This window comes from Clostridium sp. Marseille-Q5894 (assembly GCF_946902305.1).
Lineage (GTDB): Bacteria > Bacillota_I > Bacilli_A > Erysipelotrichales > Coprobacillaceae > Thomasclavelia.
In genome coordinates this window covers 1-16,064 of sequence record NZ_CAMPPT010000012.1, presented here as the reverse complement: position 1 = coordinate 16,064, position 16,064 = coordinate 1, and the positions used below count along the sequence as shown (strand labels likewise).

Sequence of the window (16,064 nt, the reverse complement as noted above, 5' to 3'; positions counted from 1 at the left end):
GATAAATATGAAAAAGATAAAGATTAATGAAAATGATGCTAATCAAAGAATTGATAAATATTTGAAGAAACTTTTAGTGAATGCACCAGCTAATTTTATTTATAAAATGTTTCGTAAAAAAGATATTAAGGTGAATGGAAAAAAAGTTGATGAAAAATATATTTTAAAAAATAATGATGTTGTAGAGATGTTTTTATATGAAGATAAATTTCAGGAATTTACAGCTGCTAAAAGTATCTATGATGTCGAAAAGACATTTAAAGTACTTTATGAGGATAAACATGTTTTGATTGTTTATAAACCGACAGGTTTATTAGTTCATGAAGATATTAATGAAAGTGTTAATACTTTGACTAATCAAGTATTAAGCTATTTAGCTAAAAAGAATGAGTTGGATCTAGGGCGGGAAAATACTTTTATGCCAGGACCAGTTCATCGTTTAGATCGTAATACGAGTGGAATCGTTATCTTTGGTAAAACTTTAGCGGCTTTACAATGTTTAAATGAAATGATCAAACAAAGACATTGTATTGAAAAAAGTTATTTGACGATTTGTAAAGGAAAATTAAATCAAAAACGTAGTTTAAAAAACTACATGATAAAACTTGAAGATCAGGCGCAGGTAAAATTAGTGAATAAAGATCATCCCGGAGCTTTAACGATGGAAACGCTGGTAAAACCATTGAAAAGTAATGATAGTTATAGCTTAGTAGAAGTAACTTTAGTAACGGGACGAATGCATCAAATTAGAGTTCATCTTGCTAGTATCGATCATCCTGTTATTGGTGACCGTAAATATGGAGATTTTGAATTAAATAAAATAATTAAAAAAAGTTTTGGATTGAATAATCAGCTTTTGCATGCTTATAAGATCAGGTTTGTCAAAACATTTGGGGTATTGGATTATTTACAGGATAAGGAAATAATTTGTCCTGTGCCAGAGCTGTTTAAAAAAATAGAAAAAAGTTTATTCTAGATATCTTTTAATACTAGCAGCTTTATTGTATAATTATTTATATGCTTACAGGAGGAATAAGATGAGATATTTTATTGGAATTGATTTAGGTGGGACAAATGTCCGTACTTTACTAGTTGATGAAAATGGGACAACATACAGTGAAGTAAAAGATAATACTGAAAGAGACAATGGTCCAGATTACGTGTGTGCTAAAATCATTCGGCAAATTGAAAGTTTGGATACTACTGTTTGTGGTGGGATGAAAGGTGTCAGTGGAATTGGAATTGGTGTACCAGGGCCAGTTGATACGGTAAAAGGAGCGATGATCATGGCTACTAATTTACCGGGATTTGAAAATTATCCAATTTGTGATAAACTGGCTGATCGTTTTAATTTACCAGTATTTATTGATAATGATGCTAATGTGGCAGGGTTAGCCGAAGCCTTATTAGGAGCTGGAAAAAATTATCCAACTTGTTATTATGTGACGGTTTCTACAGGAATTGGTGGAGCTTTTATCGTTGATGGTAAATTAGTATCTGGTGGCCGTGGACACGCTGGAGAAATCGGTAATATTATCGTTAAAAATAATGGCTATAAATTTGGTGCTTTGAATCCAGGTGCTGTTGAAGGTGAGGCAAGTGGAACGGCAATTACAAGAAAAGGTAAAGAATTATTAGGTGAAGATATAGTAAATCATGCTGGCGATGTTTTTAGATTAGCTGATGAAGGTGACTTGAAGGCTCAAAGCATCGTTGAAGAATGTGTATCTCAGTTAGCTACTTTATTTGCAAATATTGCTCATACTGTAGACCCTCACTGTTTTATTATCGGTGGTGGGGTAATGAAATCAAAAGATTATTTCTATGATAAATTAGTTGAACAATTCAATTCAAAGATTCATGTTGGAATGCAGGGACATATTCCTTTATTGACAACTAAATTGGAAGACTGTGGGGCAATCGGAGCGGCAATGCTGCCAATGTCAAGACTAAAATAAGAAAGAATTAATTTTCTTTCTTTTTTTTTATAGAAATGTTATTATAAGCAGGTGAGGTGACGAGAATGTCAAAAAGAGTAGTATTAGGATTAAGTGGTGGTGTTGATTCGGCAGTAGCTGCTTATTTATTAAAAAAACAAGGTTATGAAGTCATTGGCGTTTTTATGCGTAATTGGGATAGCCAGTTGAACAATGATATTTTAGGTAATCCTACTAATGACAATGATATTTGTCCTCAAGAAGAGGATTATAATGATGCTAAAGCTGTTGCTAAATGCTTAGATATTAAAATAAAACGAGTAGATTTCATCAAGGAATACTGGGATCATGTTTTTACTTATTTTTTAGATGAGTATCGTAAAGGGAGAACGCCAAATCCAGATATTTTATGTAATAAGCATATTAAATTTAAAGCGTTTTTAGATTATGCTAAAACATTGAATGCTGATTATATCGCAACAGGACATTATGCGCGAGTGATTCATCAGGATGGTAAAGATTCGATCATGCTTAAAGGATTAGATAATAATAAAGATCAAAGCTATTTTTTATGTCAGTTAAATCAACAACAATTGCAAAATTCTTTATTTCCGCTAGGTGAAATTGATAAGCAGGAAGTACGCAGACTTGCGCATGAATTAAAATTACCAGTAGCTGATAAAAAAGATAGTACCGGAATTTGTTTTATTGGAGAGCGTGATTTTAAAAAGTTCTTACAAAATTATATTCCAGCTCAGCCAGGGAAAATGGTGGATATCGAAACTGGTGATGTGATTGGTGATCATTCAGGTATCATGTATTATACGATCGGTCAGCGTAAAGGTTTAGGAATTGGAGGACCTGGAGCTGCCTGGTTTGTAGTTGGCAAAGATTATGATAAAAATGTTTTATATATATGTCAGGGGGATCAAAAAGACTGGTTATATTCTTCAGGCGCTTTAATTACTGATGTAAACTGGATTGCATCAAATAAGCCAACTGAAAAGATCAACTGTAATGCTAAGTTTAGATATCGGCAAATGGATAATCCAATTCAATTAGAGTTTGTTGATGAAAAGACGGTCTATTTAACTTTTGATAAGCCGGTAAAAGCAGTGACTCCAGGACAGGCCGCAGTCTTTTATGATGGTGATGTTTGTTTGGGAGGAGGAACGATCGATACTGTCTATAAAGATGGTGAACCGATCAAATATTTATAATGATTGAATATACTGGTTATATTAGGAAGATTCGCTTTTATAGTGAATCTTCTAATTATATTGTAGCTCTAATTGAAGTTGAGCAGGAAGATAAATTAATTACGATGAATGGCTATATGAATAATTTTAATGATTATGATAAATATCTATTTATTGGTGATTATGAGATTCATCCTAAATATGGAAAACAGTTTAAATTAAACGAGTATCGAATTATTTTAGCTAAAGAAAATGATGAAATTGTAAAATACTTGTCAAGTCCATTGTTTAAAGGAATCGGTAAAAAACTTGCTCAACAGATCGTTGATAGTTTAGGTGAAGACTGTTTAACGAAGATCAAAGCAGATAAGCATAGTCTCGATCTTGTGATTGGAATGACGGAAAAGCGTCGCGATATCATTTACGATACTTTAACTAATGCTGATTATGATCAAGAAGTGATGCAGTTTTTTATGGGCCATGGGATCAGTTTAAAAAATTTAGGTTTGATTCAGGCTTTTTATCAAGAAAAGACCCTGGAGATCCTTCAAAATAATCCTTATCAATTGATTGAAGATATTGATGGGATCGGTTTTAAGACTGCAGATGATCTAGCTTTAAAAACTGGTGGAACTTTAGATGATCCCAATCGAATCAAGGCAGCTATTGTCTATAGTATTAAACAGTATGGTTTCAATACTGGAAGTACCTATTGTTTACTTGAAGAAATCATAAAGATGTTTAAGAAAATCATCTATAATCTTGAAGAAACGATTTTTTATGATTATTTAGAACAATTGATTGATGAAGGATTGATCATTAAAGAAGATGAACGATATTATTATCATGAGATGTATGAAGCCGAAACAAATATCGCAAAATATTTAAAAGCACGAATTAATCGACCTGATGAATTATTTGATGAAGATGAAGTAGAGCGTCTTTTAAAAAATTATGAAAAAAAACAAGGGATAACTTATGCGTTAAAACAAAAAGAAGCATTAAATTATTTCTTAAAATCATCAGTGATGATTTTAACTGGTGGTCCCGGAACCGGTAAGACAACGATCGTTCAAGCCTTATTAAAAGTTTATACGACTTTATATCCAGAAGATCGTATTGGTTTAGTAGCACCTACAGGAAGAGCCGCTAAACGTTTGATGGAATTAACAGGAATCAATGCTTGTACGATTCATCGTTTATTAAAATGGGATCTACATAGTAATACTTTTGCAATGAATAAAAATAATCCTCTAGATATCGATGTTTTGATCATTGATGAGTTTTCGATGGTTGACTGCCTGCTTTTAAGTAAGTTATTTGAAGCGGGACGAAAGATCAATAAAATATTATTTATTGGCGATCATCATCAGTTACCGTCTGTAGCCCCAGGAAATGTTTTACAGGATCTAATTGAAGCCGGGATAAAAACGATTGAACTAGATGAAATTTTTAGACAAGCTAAAGATTCGGGAATCATCCAGTTAGCTCATCGTATTATTAATGATGAAATAGAAGATATGGCGATTTTTAATCAGTATCGAGATATAAATTACTTTCCCTGTTTAAATTATGATGTTGTTAAAAATGTTAAAACAATCGTAAAGAAGGCTTTGAATGAAGGATATGATGTTAATGATATTCAGGTGCTGGTTCCAATGTATCAAGGTGTTGCCGGAATCGATGCATTAAATGATGCTTTACAGGATGTTTTTAATCCTAAAGATGAATTTAGTGAAAGTTACAAAGTTGGCCGTGTCGAATATCGAATCAAAGATAAGATCCTACAATTGAAAAATCGTCCCGATGATGATGTTTTTAATGGTGATATCGGCACTTTGATCGAAATCTGTCGAAAAGATAACTTTGAGTATCTTCAAGATACTTTAGTAGTTGATTTTGATGGTAATATTGTCGAATATACTTCACAAAATTTTAATACGATCACTCATGCATACTGTATGTCGATTCATAAATCGCAGGGAAATGAGTTTAAGATCGTAATTATGGCAGTATTATCTGATTATTATGTTATGCTAAGACGTAATCTATTGTATACAGCAATAACTCGTGCTAAACAATCTCTCTTTATTTTGGGGAATTCTAAAGCATTTATGCATGGTCTTAATAATTATCAAGATGGTCGTCGTAAAACAACTTTAAAAAAACGTTTTGAAAATAGTAAAGAATTAAGTGTGTATGATTTTTTAGAATCATGACAAACTAAACTGAGGTGAGAATATGTTAGCAAGAAATAAATTACTGATTGGTTTAACTGTTGCTTCACTGATGATTTTATTTAGTGAGTGTGAATGTGTTGAAGATATGATGGATAATTTAAAAGCAAAGATGTAAGATGAGACTTGAAAAATAAATATGGATAGTTTATAATTTGGTAAATCGTTGAAAAAGAAGAGTACTGTAAAGATGTTTTAAGAGATAGTATGGCTGGTGAAAATACTAAGCATGTTTATAGGAAAGCTACTTTGGAGAGTAATTAATAATTACCGTGTAAGCTGCGTTACTAGCTAAATGAGGGCATGATTTATTCATGAACTAGGATGGTACCGCGATCAAAGTCGTTCCTAGAATTAGGAGCGGCTTTTTATATTGGATAAGGAGAAGAAAATGAAACAATTAACTGGAAATCAAGTAAGAAAAATGTTTTTGGATTTTTTTGAAAGCAAAGGTCATAAAGTTGAACCAAGTCATTCATTAATTCCAAATGACGATCCAACATTACTTTGGATCAATGCTGGAGTAGCAGCAATAAAAAAATATTTTGATGGAACTATAAAACCTGAAAATCCCCGCATTACCAATGCTCAAAAATCAATTCGTACTAACGATATTGAAAATGTTGGTAAAACAGCACGTCATCATACTTTCTTTGAAATGTTAGGAAACTTTTCAATTGGTGACTATTTTAAAAAAGAAGCTATTGATTTTGCTTGGGAACTATTAACAGATGAAAAATGGTTTGCTTTTGAAAAAGATAAACTATATATTACTGTTCATGATCATGATGATGAAGCATATAACTATTGGGTCGATGTTAAAGGTGTTGATCCTAGTCATATGTTAAAAACCCCAGGAAATTTCTGGGAAATTGGTGAAGGACCATGTGGACCAGATTCAGAAATCTTTTATGATCGTGGTGAAAAATATGATCCTGAAGGTTTAGGATTAAAATTATTTTATGAAGAATTAGAAAATGATCGTTATATTGAAATTTGGAATCTTGTTTTTTCACAATATAATTCACAAGAAGGAATTGCGCGAGAAGATTATCAAGAATTGCCACAAAAAAATATTGATACAGGAATGGGCTTAGAGAGAATTACAAGTATCATTCAGGATGGAGAAACTAATTTTGATACTGATTTCTTTTTACCGATCATTCATGAAGCTGAAAAACTAGCAAATGTAAGTTATCGTGAAAATAAGATGGCATATCGCGTGATTGCTGATCATATTCGTACAGTTACTTTTGCTTTAGCTGATGGAGCATTATTTGATAATGCTGGAAGAGGTTATGTATTAAGAAGAATTTTAAGAAGAGCTGTAAGATATGGTAAACAAATTGGTATTGAACAAGCTTTTATGTATAATTTAGTAGCTGTTGTTAGTGATGTAATGAAAGAATTCTATGATTATTTACCAGAAAAAGTTAGTTATATTAGTGATTTAGTTAAGAAAGAAGAAGAAGCTTTTCATAAGACGTTATCAAATGGTGAAAAATTATTAAGCAGTTTAATTGCTAAAAATAGCGATGGTACTATTAGTGGTAAAGATGCTTTTAAATTATATGATACATATGGTTTTCCATTTGAGTTAACATTGGAAATTGCTGAAGAGTCAGGTTTAAAGGTTGATGAAGAAGGATTTAAAGAAGAATTAAAGATTCAGCGGGAAAGATCTCGTGGTGCTCGTGAGGATAATGAATCAATGGCTAGTCAAAAACCTGATTTAATGGCTTTTGATCTGCCTTCAACTTTTGAATATGATCAGACAAATATTAACGGTGTAGTTATTGGGATATTTAAAGATGGTGTTAAAACAGATGTTTTAGATGATTATGGTGAAATTATTTTTGATGATACAACTTTTTATGCTGAAATGGGTGGTCAATGTGCAGATACAGGAATAATTTATAATGATAATTGTAAAGCAAGTGTAATCAATGTGTTAAAAGCTCCTAATCAACAGCATTTACATTTTGTTAAAGTTGAAGAAGGGACAATTAGTGTTGGTGATGTTTTAACATTAGAAATCGATAAAGTAAAACGTAATAAAATTATTGCTAATCATACAGCTACGCATTTATTACAGGCAGCTTTAAAAGAGGTTGTTGGTAGTCATATCAATCAAGCTGGTTCATATGTTGATGATAATCGTTTGAGATTTGATTTTACTCATTTTGAAAAGATTTCAAACGAACAGATCAAAGCAGTTGAAGAAAAAGTAAATAATGTTATTTTCCAAGGAATAGATGTCGAAATCGTCAACATGTCTAAAGAAGAAGCTTTATCAAGTGGAGCAATGGCTCTGTTTGATGAAAAATATGGTGATACTGTGCGTGTTGTTTCTGTAGGTGATTTTTCAAAAGAGTTATGTGGAGGCTGTCACGTAGCTAACAGTGCTAATATTGGTTTATTTAAAATTGAAACTGAAGAAAGTGTTGGTAGTGGCGTACGCAGAATTGAAGCAATCACTGGTAAAAGCGCTTATGAAGCTTTAGTTCAAGAAAAGGAAACAATAGATACTATCAGTAATCTTTTGAAATTAAAAAATCGTAAAGAAGTAGTAAATAAAGTTAGTGCTTTAAATGAAGAATTAGCTGCTGTTAAAAAAGAAGTAGAGACTTTAAATGCTAAATTGAATGCTTTAAATGCAGCTAGTAAAGTTAATGATATTCAAGAAATCAATGGGGTCAAAGTATTATTTGTCGAAGAAACTTTAGAAAGTGCTAAAGCAAAACAGTTAACTTTTGATTTTAGGGATAAAATTGATTCGGGAATAGTAATTTTAGTATCACAGTTTGAAGATAAATGTTCATATTATGTTGGGGTGACTAAAGATTATGTTGCTAATGGTTTCAAAGCTGGCGATATTGTTAAAAAAATAAATGCTGTAGTAGCAGGACGTGGTGGCGGAAAACCGGATTTTGCTCAAGGTGGTTGTCCAATCAATAAAAAAGTTATTTGTATTAAAGAAGAACTTAAAAATTTCTTTTAATTTACTTATAATTAGTGTAAAATGATGATATAGGTGTAACCTTAAAAGGAGGTCGAATAATATGCATGATTTAACAAAAACAAAAGTATTTAGTTCTGAGGATATGCGTCGTGAGATGATTCGCAGCAATCTTCAAACGGTAATAGATGCTTTAAACGAAAGAGGATATAATGCAGTACATCAGATTGCAGGTTATTTAATCTCTAATGACCCTGCGTATATCTCTAGTCATAAAAATGCTAGAAATATCATTCAACAAATCGAGCGTGATGAAATCATCGAAGAATTAGTTAAATCGTATTTGGAGAAATAGGATGGAACGTGTATTAGGATTAGATTTAGGCTCAAGGACATGTGGTATTGCCATGAGTGATGCATTAGGAATGATAGCTCATGGCGTTGAAACATATCGTTTTGCTGAAGATGAATATGAAAAAGCAGCTGATTATATTAAAGATATAATTGACAAAAATAACATCAAAACTGTAGTGTTAGGATTACCAAAGCATATGAATGGTGATTTAGGAATAAGAGCTGAGATTTCAATTAAATTTAAAGAAATGTTAGAAAAAAAAGTGGCGGGGTTAAATGTTGTTTTAGTTGATGAGCGTTTAACTACAAAAATAGCGCAGGATCAATTGATTTTTGCTGATGTTTCTAGAAAAAAGAGAAAAAAAGTAATTGATAAAATGGCAGCGGTAGCAATATTACAGGGCTATTTAGATGCTAATTAGAAAGGAAATTTAATGGAAGCAAATAAAATCCAAGTAATTGACGATCAAGGAAATGAAAAAGAGTTTGAAGTATTATTTACTTTTAATAATGATGAATTAGGTAAGCAATACGTTTTATACTATGATTCGTTAGCTGAAGAACCAAGTGTTTTTGCATCGATTTATGATGATGAAGGAAAATTATACCCAATTGAAAGCCCTGATGAATGGGAATTAGTTGAAGAAGTTTTTCAAAGTTTCATGGCTGAAAATCAAGATGATCATGAATGTTGTAATGGACATGGTGAAGGTGGCTGCTGTCATGAAGATGATCATGGGTGCTGTGGTGAACATAATCATAATGATCATGAATGCTGTAAAAATAAATGTGATTAATAATAAAAAGCTAAAATATTTAGCTTTTTTATTATTAATGGATAAAGGGGATAAATGATGGCAATATTGGGAATTTTTGGAAAAAAAAGAATAACAGAATCTTTTTTTGTTAATTCATTTGGTAATAATCAAACACGCGGTATTTATACTTTTCAAATAGATATTGATAATGGTGAAATTTTATTTAGAAAATATTTTAATACACCTTCTGATCCTATATATAGTTTTAATTATGGGCGATTTGTTTGTATTACATACAAAAATAAGACGGGTACAAATGTTGATGGCGGAATTTGTTCTTATGCGGCAACTGCAGATATATTAGCTTTAGTTTCTCGAGTCAGTGATCATGGAAAAACATATATTCATGCCTGCACTAATGGTGATCATGAAACGGCAGATAAATTATTTGCTGTAAATTATTATAATGGAGAAATCATAGTAATTAAAATAGAAAAGAAAAAACTGGTTGTACCAATTTTTAGCTATAAATTGAAAGAATCAAGTGTTGATTATGCAAAATCAAATCCTGTTTTTATTGATTTTACGCCAGATAAAAGACGTTTAGTTGTGATTGATCTAGGAACTGATAAAGTATGGCTCTTTAAAGTTGGGGAAAAAGAAATTTTTCTTGATGAAGAACATTCATTTGTTTTAGAACCAGGCTCTGGCCCAAAGAAAATAATGTTTAGTAACTGTGGTAAATATGCCTATATTTTATATGAATTATCAAGCACGATAGGCGTTTATAAATATCATGATCTAAAATTTGATTTAATTCAAATGATCGATACATATCCTAAAAATGAATTTGATGAAAAAAATTATGCAAGTCAAATGATTTTTAGTGAAAACGAGGAGCGAATCTTTGTTACGAATCGAGGTCATGATAGTTTAACGCTGCTGAATCGTGATTTAGAAACTGGAGAACTTACTTATCAAGAATTTGTGGACACAGCTGCAAATCCTGGTGATTTAGCGTTGTTTAAAGATCGCTGGATCGTAGTTACTTGTCAAAAAGGTGGTGTTATAGAAAGCTACGAATTTAGAAATGAACGTGGCGGAATGATTTTTGAAACAAATTTTAGTTATTTAGTAAATGAACCAGTTTGTATTACTAAATTTAATAAAGATTACTAGAGATGATCTCCATCTCTTTTTTTTGAAAGAAAAATGGACATACTAAATGTAGAATTGTCAATTTTTGTTATATTTACAGATAAGTTGAATAAGTGAGAAAAATATCTTATAATGTAAAAAACGGAGGAGATTATGAAAAGAAAGCAAAAAATTATTATAGGTACGATTATAGCTGTTTTAATTATTGTTTTTAGTTTGTTATTTTTTTATTTTGATGGACAAAAAGCAGTATCTGCAAAAAGTGAAGAAGTTGTTGTTGAAATTTCTGGATCAACAAGCACAGTAATAAATCAGTTAGATCAAGCAGGTTTAATAAAGAATAAAATGGTTGCTGATGTTTATGCAAAATTACATAAACATGATCTTATTGCAAATGTTTATGTTTTAAATAAAAATATGGATTTAAAGACGATTTTAAAGATTCTTGAAGGAGATAAAAATTATATTTCTACTGCAAAGATTACTATTTTAGACGGCAATACGATTCCTGAATGTGCTAGTCAAGTCGCAAAAGCATTAGATATTGAGGTTGATACAACTAATTTAAATGATGAACAAATCTTGGCAGCAAAGACACAAAAGGTATTGGAAAAATGGGCTGATAAAGAATATTTGCAAACATTAGTTGATAAATACTGGTTTTTAGATCAATGTATTTTAGGAAATGAAATCATGTTTCCTTTAGAAGGATATTTTGGACCAGAAACTTATGTGATAACATCTAAAAAAACGACGATTGAGGATGTTACGAAAATGATGTTAGATCAGATGGATAAGAATTTAAGTGCAATTAAAGATAAAATTGCAGAATTTAAAATAAATGGTAATAATGTGACTGTTCATCAGTTCTTATCATTAGCATCAGTAGTTCAATGTGAGGCTTCAGGGAATAAAGATGTTCAAACTAAGATTGCGGGAGTTTTTATGCATCGTTTAGAAATAAATATGCGTTTACGTAGTGATGTTACGGTAAATTATGCAAATCAGATTAAAACTGTTGCAGTTACATATAATCATTTAGAAGTGGATTCTAAGTATAATACATATAAGTATGAAGGTCTGCCAATTGGACCAATAAGTACGGTTTCTAATGAAATTTTAGATTCATGTCTGAATTATCAAAAAACTGATGATTTGTTCTTCTTTGCTTTAAAAGATGGAACAGTAATTTTTTCAAAGACATATGATGAACATCAGCAAGTAGTAAAGGAAAATAAGTGGTATTAATAATGAAGTATTTTAAAGAGTTGGAAAAAGATGCGATTGAACGAAATATTCCCGTTATGCAACGTGAAGGATTAGAATTTATGATCAATGTTTTTAAAGAAAATAATTGTCGTAACTGTTTAGAAATTGGTAGTGCAATCGGTTATTCAGCGATGATGTTAGTTAGTAATATTTCTGATTTTAAAGTTGAAACGATTGAATTGAATGATGAAAGGTATTTAGAAGCATTAAAAAATATAAATGATAATGAATTAGATGAAAAGATAATTATTCATCATGGTGATGCTTTGGATTTTGAGTTGAATGATCTTGTTTTGAAAAAATATGATTGTTTGTTTATTGATGCAGCTAAAGCTCAGTATCAAAAATTTTTTGAAAAGTATATGCCTTTAGTAGTTGATAAAGGAATCTGTATTGTTGATAATCTTGATTTTCATGGCATGATCTTTGATATTGATAATATTAGAAATCGCAATACTAAACAATTGGTGAAAAAAATCAAACGTTTCAAAGATTGGATCTTTAATAATGACCAATATGATGTTGAGTATTATCATATTGGTGATGGGATATGTGTGATAAGAAAAAAGGTGGTATAATGGAGTTAGTAGTACATTTAAATAGCGATAAATTTATTAATGATTTTATTGATATAGGGGTTAAATATTTTGTTGTCGGAACAAAATATTTTTCTTGTCGCCAAGCTCTGGCACTTGATTATGAAGAGTTAGGCCGTTTAAAACATCAGTTAGGTTTAACTAAGCTGTGGGTGCTGGTAAATGCTTTGATCGAAGAACATGATCTGGATGCTTTAATGGACCATTTAGCAAAGTTACATGAGTTAAAAATAGATGGTATTTTGTTTCAAGATTTTGGTGTTTTAGAGATTTGTCAGGAAAATGATTATCATTTTGAAATGATTTATAGTCCGGATACTTTAAATACTAATCAAGCAACGTTAAATTATTTATCTATGTTAGGAATTGATAGTGCTTTTTTAGCACGTGAAATTCCTCTTGATGAAAAAGTTATTATTGCTAAAAATAGTAACTTGAAAACAATGACACAGATTCACGGTGTTGAGTATATGGCTTATTCTAAACGAAAATTATTATCTAATTATTTTAAAGAAATTAAACTGAATAAATCTGTTTCGATGAATGATGGAATTGTTATTCAAGCTAGTGGTGTAGATTATGGCTGTCATATATATGAAGATAAATTTGGCTGTCATATTTTAAGTAAAAAACAGCTATGTTGTTTAGATATTTTGAGTAGTTTTATGGATTTTGATTATTTATATATTGAATCTTTGTTCATTGATGATTTGAAATTAGTAGAAATAGTAAATTTATATCAGGATGCTTTAAAAAGTATTGGTAATGGAACATATGGTAAAGTTAGCAAAGAATTATTGCCACAGCTTTATCGTTTAGAAAGTGATGTTAATTTTCATCATAGTTTTATGTTTGATGCCACAGTTTATAAAATTGATGATGTAAGAAAGCGGGAAGAAAATGAGAAATGTAAGTAAAATAATAAATGGTAAACGAATTATAATAAAAAAACCGGAATTATTAGCGCCAGCGGGGAATCTTGAGAAACTTAAAGTTGCAATTAGATATGGAGCTGATGCTGTTTTTGTTGGTGGCAAAGAATTTTCTCTTCGTTCAAGTGCATCTAATTTTACTTTGGAAGATATAAAAGAGGCTGTTAGTTTTGCAAATAAGTATAATGCGGCAATTCATGTAACGTGTAATATTATTTTACATCAAGATAATTTGGAGGGAATCAAAGAATATTTAGCAGCTTTAGATGATGCTGGCGTTAGAGCAATCATTGTAGCTGATCCATATATCATGAAAATTGCTAAAGATATGAAATTAAATTTAGAAGTTCATGTTTCAACACAACTTTCCACTTTAAATACTAAAGCAATTAAGTTTTATCAAAAACAGGGGATGGATCGTGTTGTTTTAGGACGTGAAGTTTGTTTTGATGATTTAAAAAATATTTTAGATAAAACAGATATTGATATTGAATATTTTATTCATGGTGCAATGTGCATTCATTATTCAGGACGTTGTATGTTATCAAACTATTTTTCACATCGTGATGCTAATCGAGGCGGATGTAGTCAATCATGTCGCTGGTACTATGATATTTTTGAAAATAATCAAAAACTTAATGAAGGGCAAATTCCTTTTAGTATGTCTAGTAAAGATATGGCATTAATAAATCATATTCCTGAATTAATTGAGATTGGAGTTAATTCATTTAAAATTGAAGGGCGAATGAAATCGTTACATTATATTGCAACAGTTGTTTCTACTTATCGTAAATTAATAGATGATTATTGTAATGATCCTGATAATTTTGTTTTAGATGATAAATATTATCAAGAGTTACTTAAAGCTGCTAATCGTGCTTTATGTACTGGTTTTTTTGATAACCAAGCTGATAATTCAAAGCAGTTATATAATCAGCGTGATGAACATCCAACTCAAGAATTTTGTGCCCGAGTGATTAGTTATGATAAGGAAAATAAGTTAGCGGTTATTGAACAGCGCAATTATTTTAAAATAGGTGATAAAATCGAGTTTTTTAGTCCTTTTCATGATAATGTGCTTATTTTAGTAACCAAGATTATTAATGAAGATAATATTGAGGTTGAAGTTGCTAATCATCCGATGGAAATATTACGGATTCCTGTAAGTATTGAATTAGAAAAAGATGATATGGGAAGAAGGGTTATTTAGGTGGAAAAATATATCAATTAATATTTTGTAGAAAATCAATGATTTGTGATAAAAATTATGGAAATATTAGGACTAGATATTTAATCTAATATATGCTATATTAGAGACTACGAGGTGAGATTATGGAACAAGAAAAAGTATTGTTAACTCAAAGTGGGTTAGAAAAATTAGAACAAGAAAGAGATAATTTAATTAATGTCGAAAGACCTAAGGTTATTGAAGAATTACAATTAGCACGTTCTCAAGGTGACTTATCAGAAAATGCTGATTATGATGCAGCAAGAGAAAAACAAGCTCACTTAGAATCAAGAATCAAAGAAATTGATTACATGTTGCAGCATGCAGAAATTATATCTGAAGATCAGATGGATTTAAAAGTGGTTAAACCTGGAACTACTGTAACTATTTTAGATTTATCTGAAAAAGATGCCGAACCAGAAAGTTATCAAATCGTAGGGTTTACAGAAACTGATCCTTTAAATGGTAAGATTTCAAATGAATCACCACTAGCTAAAGCGGTTTTAGGGCATGGGGTGAATGAAATTGTTACAGTTGGGGTAGCTGAACCTTATGATGTAAGAATTGTTAATATTGAATTTAAGAATTAGTTAAATCAAACTAATTCTTTTTTATTAACTAAAATATAAAAAGGCCAAAACACCGATTATAATGTTTTTTGGCTTCTTTTTTGGATTAATGTTAACAGATTTTCTATAGTTCTTTGACAATTTAATAAAATTACTTACACAAATTTCTTGACATTCCCCAGATTTTTAGGAAATCAATTTCAAAGAAATAATCGTAATTTAAACTAGGTTTGAATATATTTTCAAATCATTAATTGAAAAATTATTAAAGGTATAAATACTAATATATATTTACACGCTTTACTTGACAAACCCATCAATAATACTTATCAGCTTTCTATCCTTTGTTTAAATACTTCAAAATCATCTTCTTCAAATATATATTCATATATTAATTCTAATTGCTTTTCACTCAAGCCTTCTACCCATTCCTGACAGTCTTGATGATATTGCTTTTTTAATATCTTGATGCATCTTTGTTTTTCTTTTTTTAAAGTTTCTTTTTTGCCTATTTCAACTCCTTCTTCTCGTCCAATCTCAATTCCCTGCTCGATACCTTGTTCAATACCTCGCTCAATTCCTTGTTTGATTCCTTGAGCTATACCCTGCTCAATCCCTTGTTCGATACCTTTTTTGATTCCTTCTTCGATCCTTTTGGCTGTCTTTTCTTCGCGCTCCATCTCTAAGGATTCGGTTCTAAGCTTCGCTAAGGCTAACTGGTTCGCTAATGACCATATCGGTTCATTGCTTCTAAACTTGTCATACATCTTTATCACCATCTCCACTATATCTTCTTCTCTTTCCTTCATTATAGCAGTGTATTCATTTTTTATAAACAAATAACATAATCTTTCTAGATCATTTAATC

At 30.7% G+C, this 16,064-nt stretch carries 14 protein-coding genes, 1 pseudogene and 1 other annotated feature; of the genes and pseudogenes, 14 read left to right on the top strand and 1 reads right to left on the bottom strand.

Annotated features, from left to right (window positions below; translation table 11 throughout):
• Positions 1 to 7 precede the first annotated feature (7 nt).
• The 14 genes from OC535_RS13835 (at position 8) to greA (ending at position 15,217) form a co-directional block, all read left to right on the top strand.
• The gene (locus tag OC535_RS13835) at positions 8 to 976 is read left to right on the top strand and encodes an RluA family pseudouridine synthase (RefSeq protein ID WP_498824077.1); all 969 of its coding nucleotides are present in this window, start codon (positions 8 to 10) and stop codon (positions 974 to 976) included.
• Between the two features lie 61 nt (positions 977 to 1,037).
• Entirely contained in the window at positions 1,038 to 1,958 is a 921-nt protein-coding gene (locus OC535_RS13830) for an ROK family protein (protein ID WP_227052590.1), read from the top strand.
• Positions 1,959 to 2,023: 65 nt separating this feature from the next.
• Positions 2,024 to 3,157: a tRNA 2-thiouridine(34) synthase MnmA gene (mnmA, locus tag OC535_RS13825; RefSeq protein WP_498824076.1), complete on the top strand. Its 1,134-nt coding sequence runs from the start codon at positions 2,024 to 2,026 to the stop codon at positions 3,155 to 3,157.
• On the top strand, positions 3,157 to 5,355 hold the full coding sequence (recD2, locus tag OC535_RS13820) for an SF1B family DNA helicase RecD2 (RefSeq protein ID WP_227052592.1): 2,199 nt from the start codon (positions 3,157 to 3,159) through the stop codon (positions 5,353 to 5,355). Before mnmA ends, recD2 begins: the two co-directional genes overlap by 1 nt.
• Before the next feature lie 175 nt (positions 5,356 to 5,530).
• Positions 5,531 to 5,726: a binding site (T-box leader), on the top strand.
• A gap of 38 nt (positions 5,727 to 5,764) precedes the next feature.
• Positions 5,765 to 8,374: an alanine--tRNA ligase gene (alaS, locus tag OC535_RS13815; RefSeq protein ID WP_498824075.1), complete on the top strand. Its 2,610-nt coding sequence runs from the start codon at positions 5,765 to 5,767 to the stop codon at positions 8,372 to 8,374.
• Positions 8,375 to 8,435: 61 nt separating this feature from the next.
• On the top strand, positions 8,436 to 8,687 hold the full coding sequence (locus tag OC535_RS13810) for an IreB family regulatory phosphoprotein (RefSeq protein WP_024720679.1): 252 nt from the start codon (positions 8,436 to 8,438) through the stop codon (positions 8,685 to 8,687).
• Between the two features lies 1 nt (position 8,688).
• Positions 8,689 to 9,108 carry a Holliday junction resolvase RuvX gene (gene ruvX / locus OC535_RS13805; RefSeq protein WP_024720678.1) on the top strand — a complete coding sequence of 140 codons (420 nt, stop codon included), beginning with the start codon at positions 8,689 to 8,691 and terminating at the stop codon, positions 9,106 to 9,108.
• A gap of 12 nt (positions 9,109 to 9,120) precedes the next feature.
• Positions 9,121 to 9,483, top strand: a complete 363-nt coding sequence (locus OC535_RS13800) for a DUF1292 domain-containing protein (protein WP_227052594.1) — start codon at positions 9,121 to 9,123, stop codon at positions 9,481 to 9,483.
• A 57-nt stretch (positions 9,484 to 9,540) separates the two neighbouring features.
• Entirely contained in the window at positions 9,541 to 10,623 is a 1,083-nt protein-coding gene (locus OC535_RS13795; protein ID WP_227052595.1) for a beta-propeller fold lactonase family protein, read from the top strand.
• Between the two features lie 132 nt (positions 10,624 to 10,755).
• A complete protein-coding gene (gene mltG, locus OC535_RS13790; RefSeq protein WP_227052596.1) occupies positions 10,756 to 11,850 on the top strand; it encodes an endolytic transglycosylase MltG in 1,095 nt (364 codons plus the stop codon).
• 2 nt (positions 11,851 to 11,852) lie between these two features.
• On the top strand, positions 11,853 to 12,449 hold the full coding sequence (locus tag OC535_RS13785) for an O-methyltransferase (RefSeq protein WP_227052597.1): 597 nt from the start codon (positions 11,853 to 11,855) through the stop codon (positions 12,447 to 12,449).
• Positions 12,449 to 13,384, top strand: coding sequence for a peptidase U32 family protein (locus tag OC535_RS13780; RefSeq protein WP_227052598.1), 936 nt, complete (start codon positions 12,449 to 12,451; stop codon positions 13,382 to 13,384). Before OC535_RS13785 ends, OC535_RS13780 begins: the two co-directional genes overlap by 1 nt.
• On the top strand, positions 13,368 to 14,609 hold the full coding sequence (locus OC535_RS13775; protein WP_024720674.1) for a peptidase U32 family protein: 1,242 nt from the start codon (positions 13,368 to 13,370) through the stop codon (positions 14,607 to 14,609). Before OC535_RS13780 ends, OC535_RS13775 begins: the two co-directional genes overlap by 17 nt.
• Positions 14,610 to 14,731: 122 nt before the next feature.
• Complete coding sequence (gene greA / locus OC535_RS13770; protein WP_024720673.1) at positions 14,732 to 15,217, top strand: transcription elongation factor GreA; 486 nt, start codon at positions 14,732 to 14,734, stop codon at positions 15,215 to 15,217.
• A 308-nt stretch (positions 15,218 to 15,525) separates the two neighbouring features.
• Here greA and OC535_RS13765 read toward each other — a convergent pair.
• Positions 15,526 to 16,064 (bottom strand): annotated as a pseudogene (locus tag OC535_RS13765) (hypothetical protein); the annotation flags it as partial.

Excerpts from the sequence above, each read along its gene's own strand:
- OC535_RS13800 (WP_227052594.1), top strand. The coding sequence starts at position 9,121 with ATGGAAGCAAATAAAATCCAAGTAATTGACGATCAAGGAAATGAAAAA.
- OC535_RS13785 (WP_227052597.1), top strand. The coding sequence starts at position 11,853 with ATGAAGTATTTTAAAGAGTTGGAAAAAGATGCGATTGAACGAAATATT.
- mltG (WP_227052596.1), top strand. The coding sequence starts at position 10,756 with ATGAAAAGAAAGCAAAAAATTATTATAGGTACGATTATAGCTGTTTTA.
- OC535_RS13795 (WP_227052595.1), top strand. The coding sequence starts at position 9,541 with ATGGCAATATTGGGAATTTTTGGAAAAAAAAGAATAACAGAATCTTTT.
- alaS (WP_498824075.1), top strand. The coding sequence starts at position 5,765 with ATGAAACAATTAACTGGAAATCAAGTAAGAAAAATGTTTTTGGATTTT.
- OC535_RS13775 (WP_024720674.1), top strand. The coding sequence starts at position 13,368 with ATGAGAAATGTAAGTAAAATAATAAATGGTAAACGAATTATAATAAAA.
- greA (WP_024720673.1), top strand. The coding sequence starts at position 14,732 with ATGGAACAAGAAAAAGTATTGTTAACTCAAAGTGGGTTAGAAAAATTA.
- OC535_RS13835 (WP_498824077.1), top strand. The coding sequence starts at position 8 with ATGAAAAAGATAAAGATTAATGAAAATGATGCTAATCAAAGAATTGAT.
- recD2 (WP_227052592.1), top strand. The coding sequence starts at position 3,157 with ATGATTGAATATACTGGTTATATTAGGAAGATTCGCTTTTATAGTGAA.
- OC535_RS13830 (WP_227052590.1), top strand. The coding sequence starts at position 1,038 with ATGAGATATTTTATTGGAATTGATTTAGGTGGGACAAATGTCCGTACT.
- ruvX (WP_024720678.1), top strand. The coding sequence starts at position 8,689 with ATGGAACGTGTATTAGGATTAGATTTAGGCTCAAGGACATGTGGTATT.
- OC535_RS13780 (WP_227052598.1), top strand. The coding sequence starts at position 12,449 with ATGGAGTTAGTAGTACATTTAAATAGCGATAAATTTATTAATGATTTT.
- OC535_RS13810 (WP_024720679.1), top strand. The coding sequence starts at position 8,436 with ATGCATGATTTAACAAAAACAAAAGTATTTAGTTCTGAGGATATGCGT.
- mnmA (WP_498824076.1), top strand. The coding sequence starts at position 2,024 with ATGTCAAAAAGAGTAGTATTAGGATTAAGTGGTGGTGTTGATTCGGCA.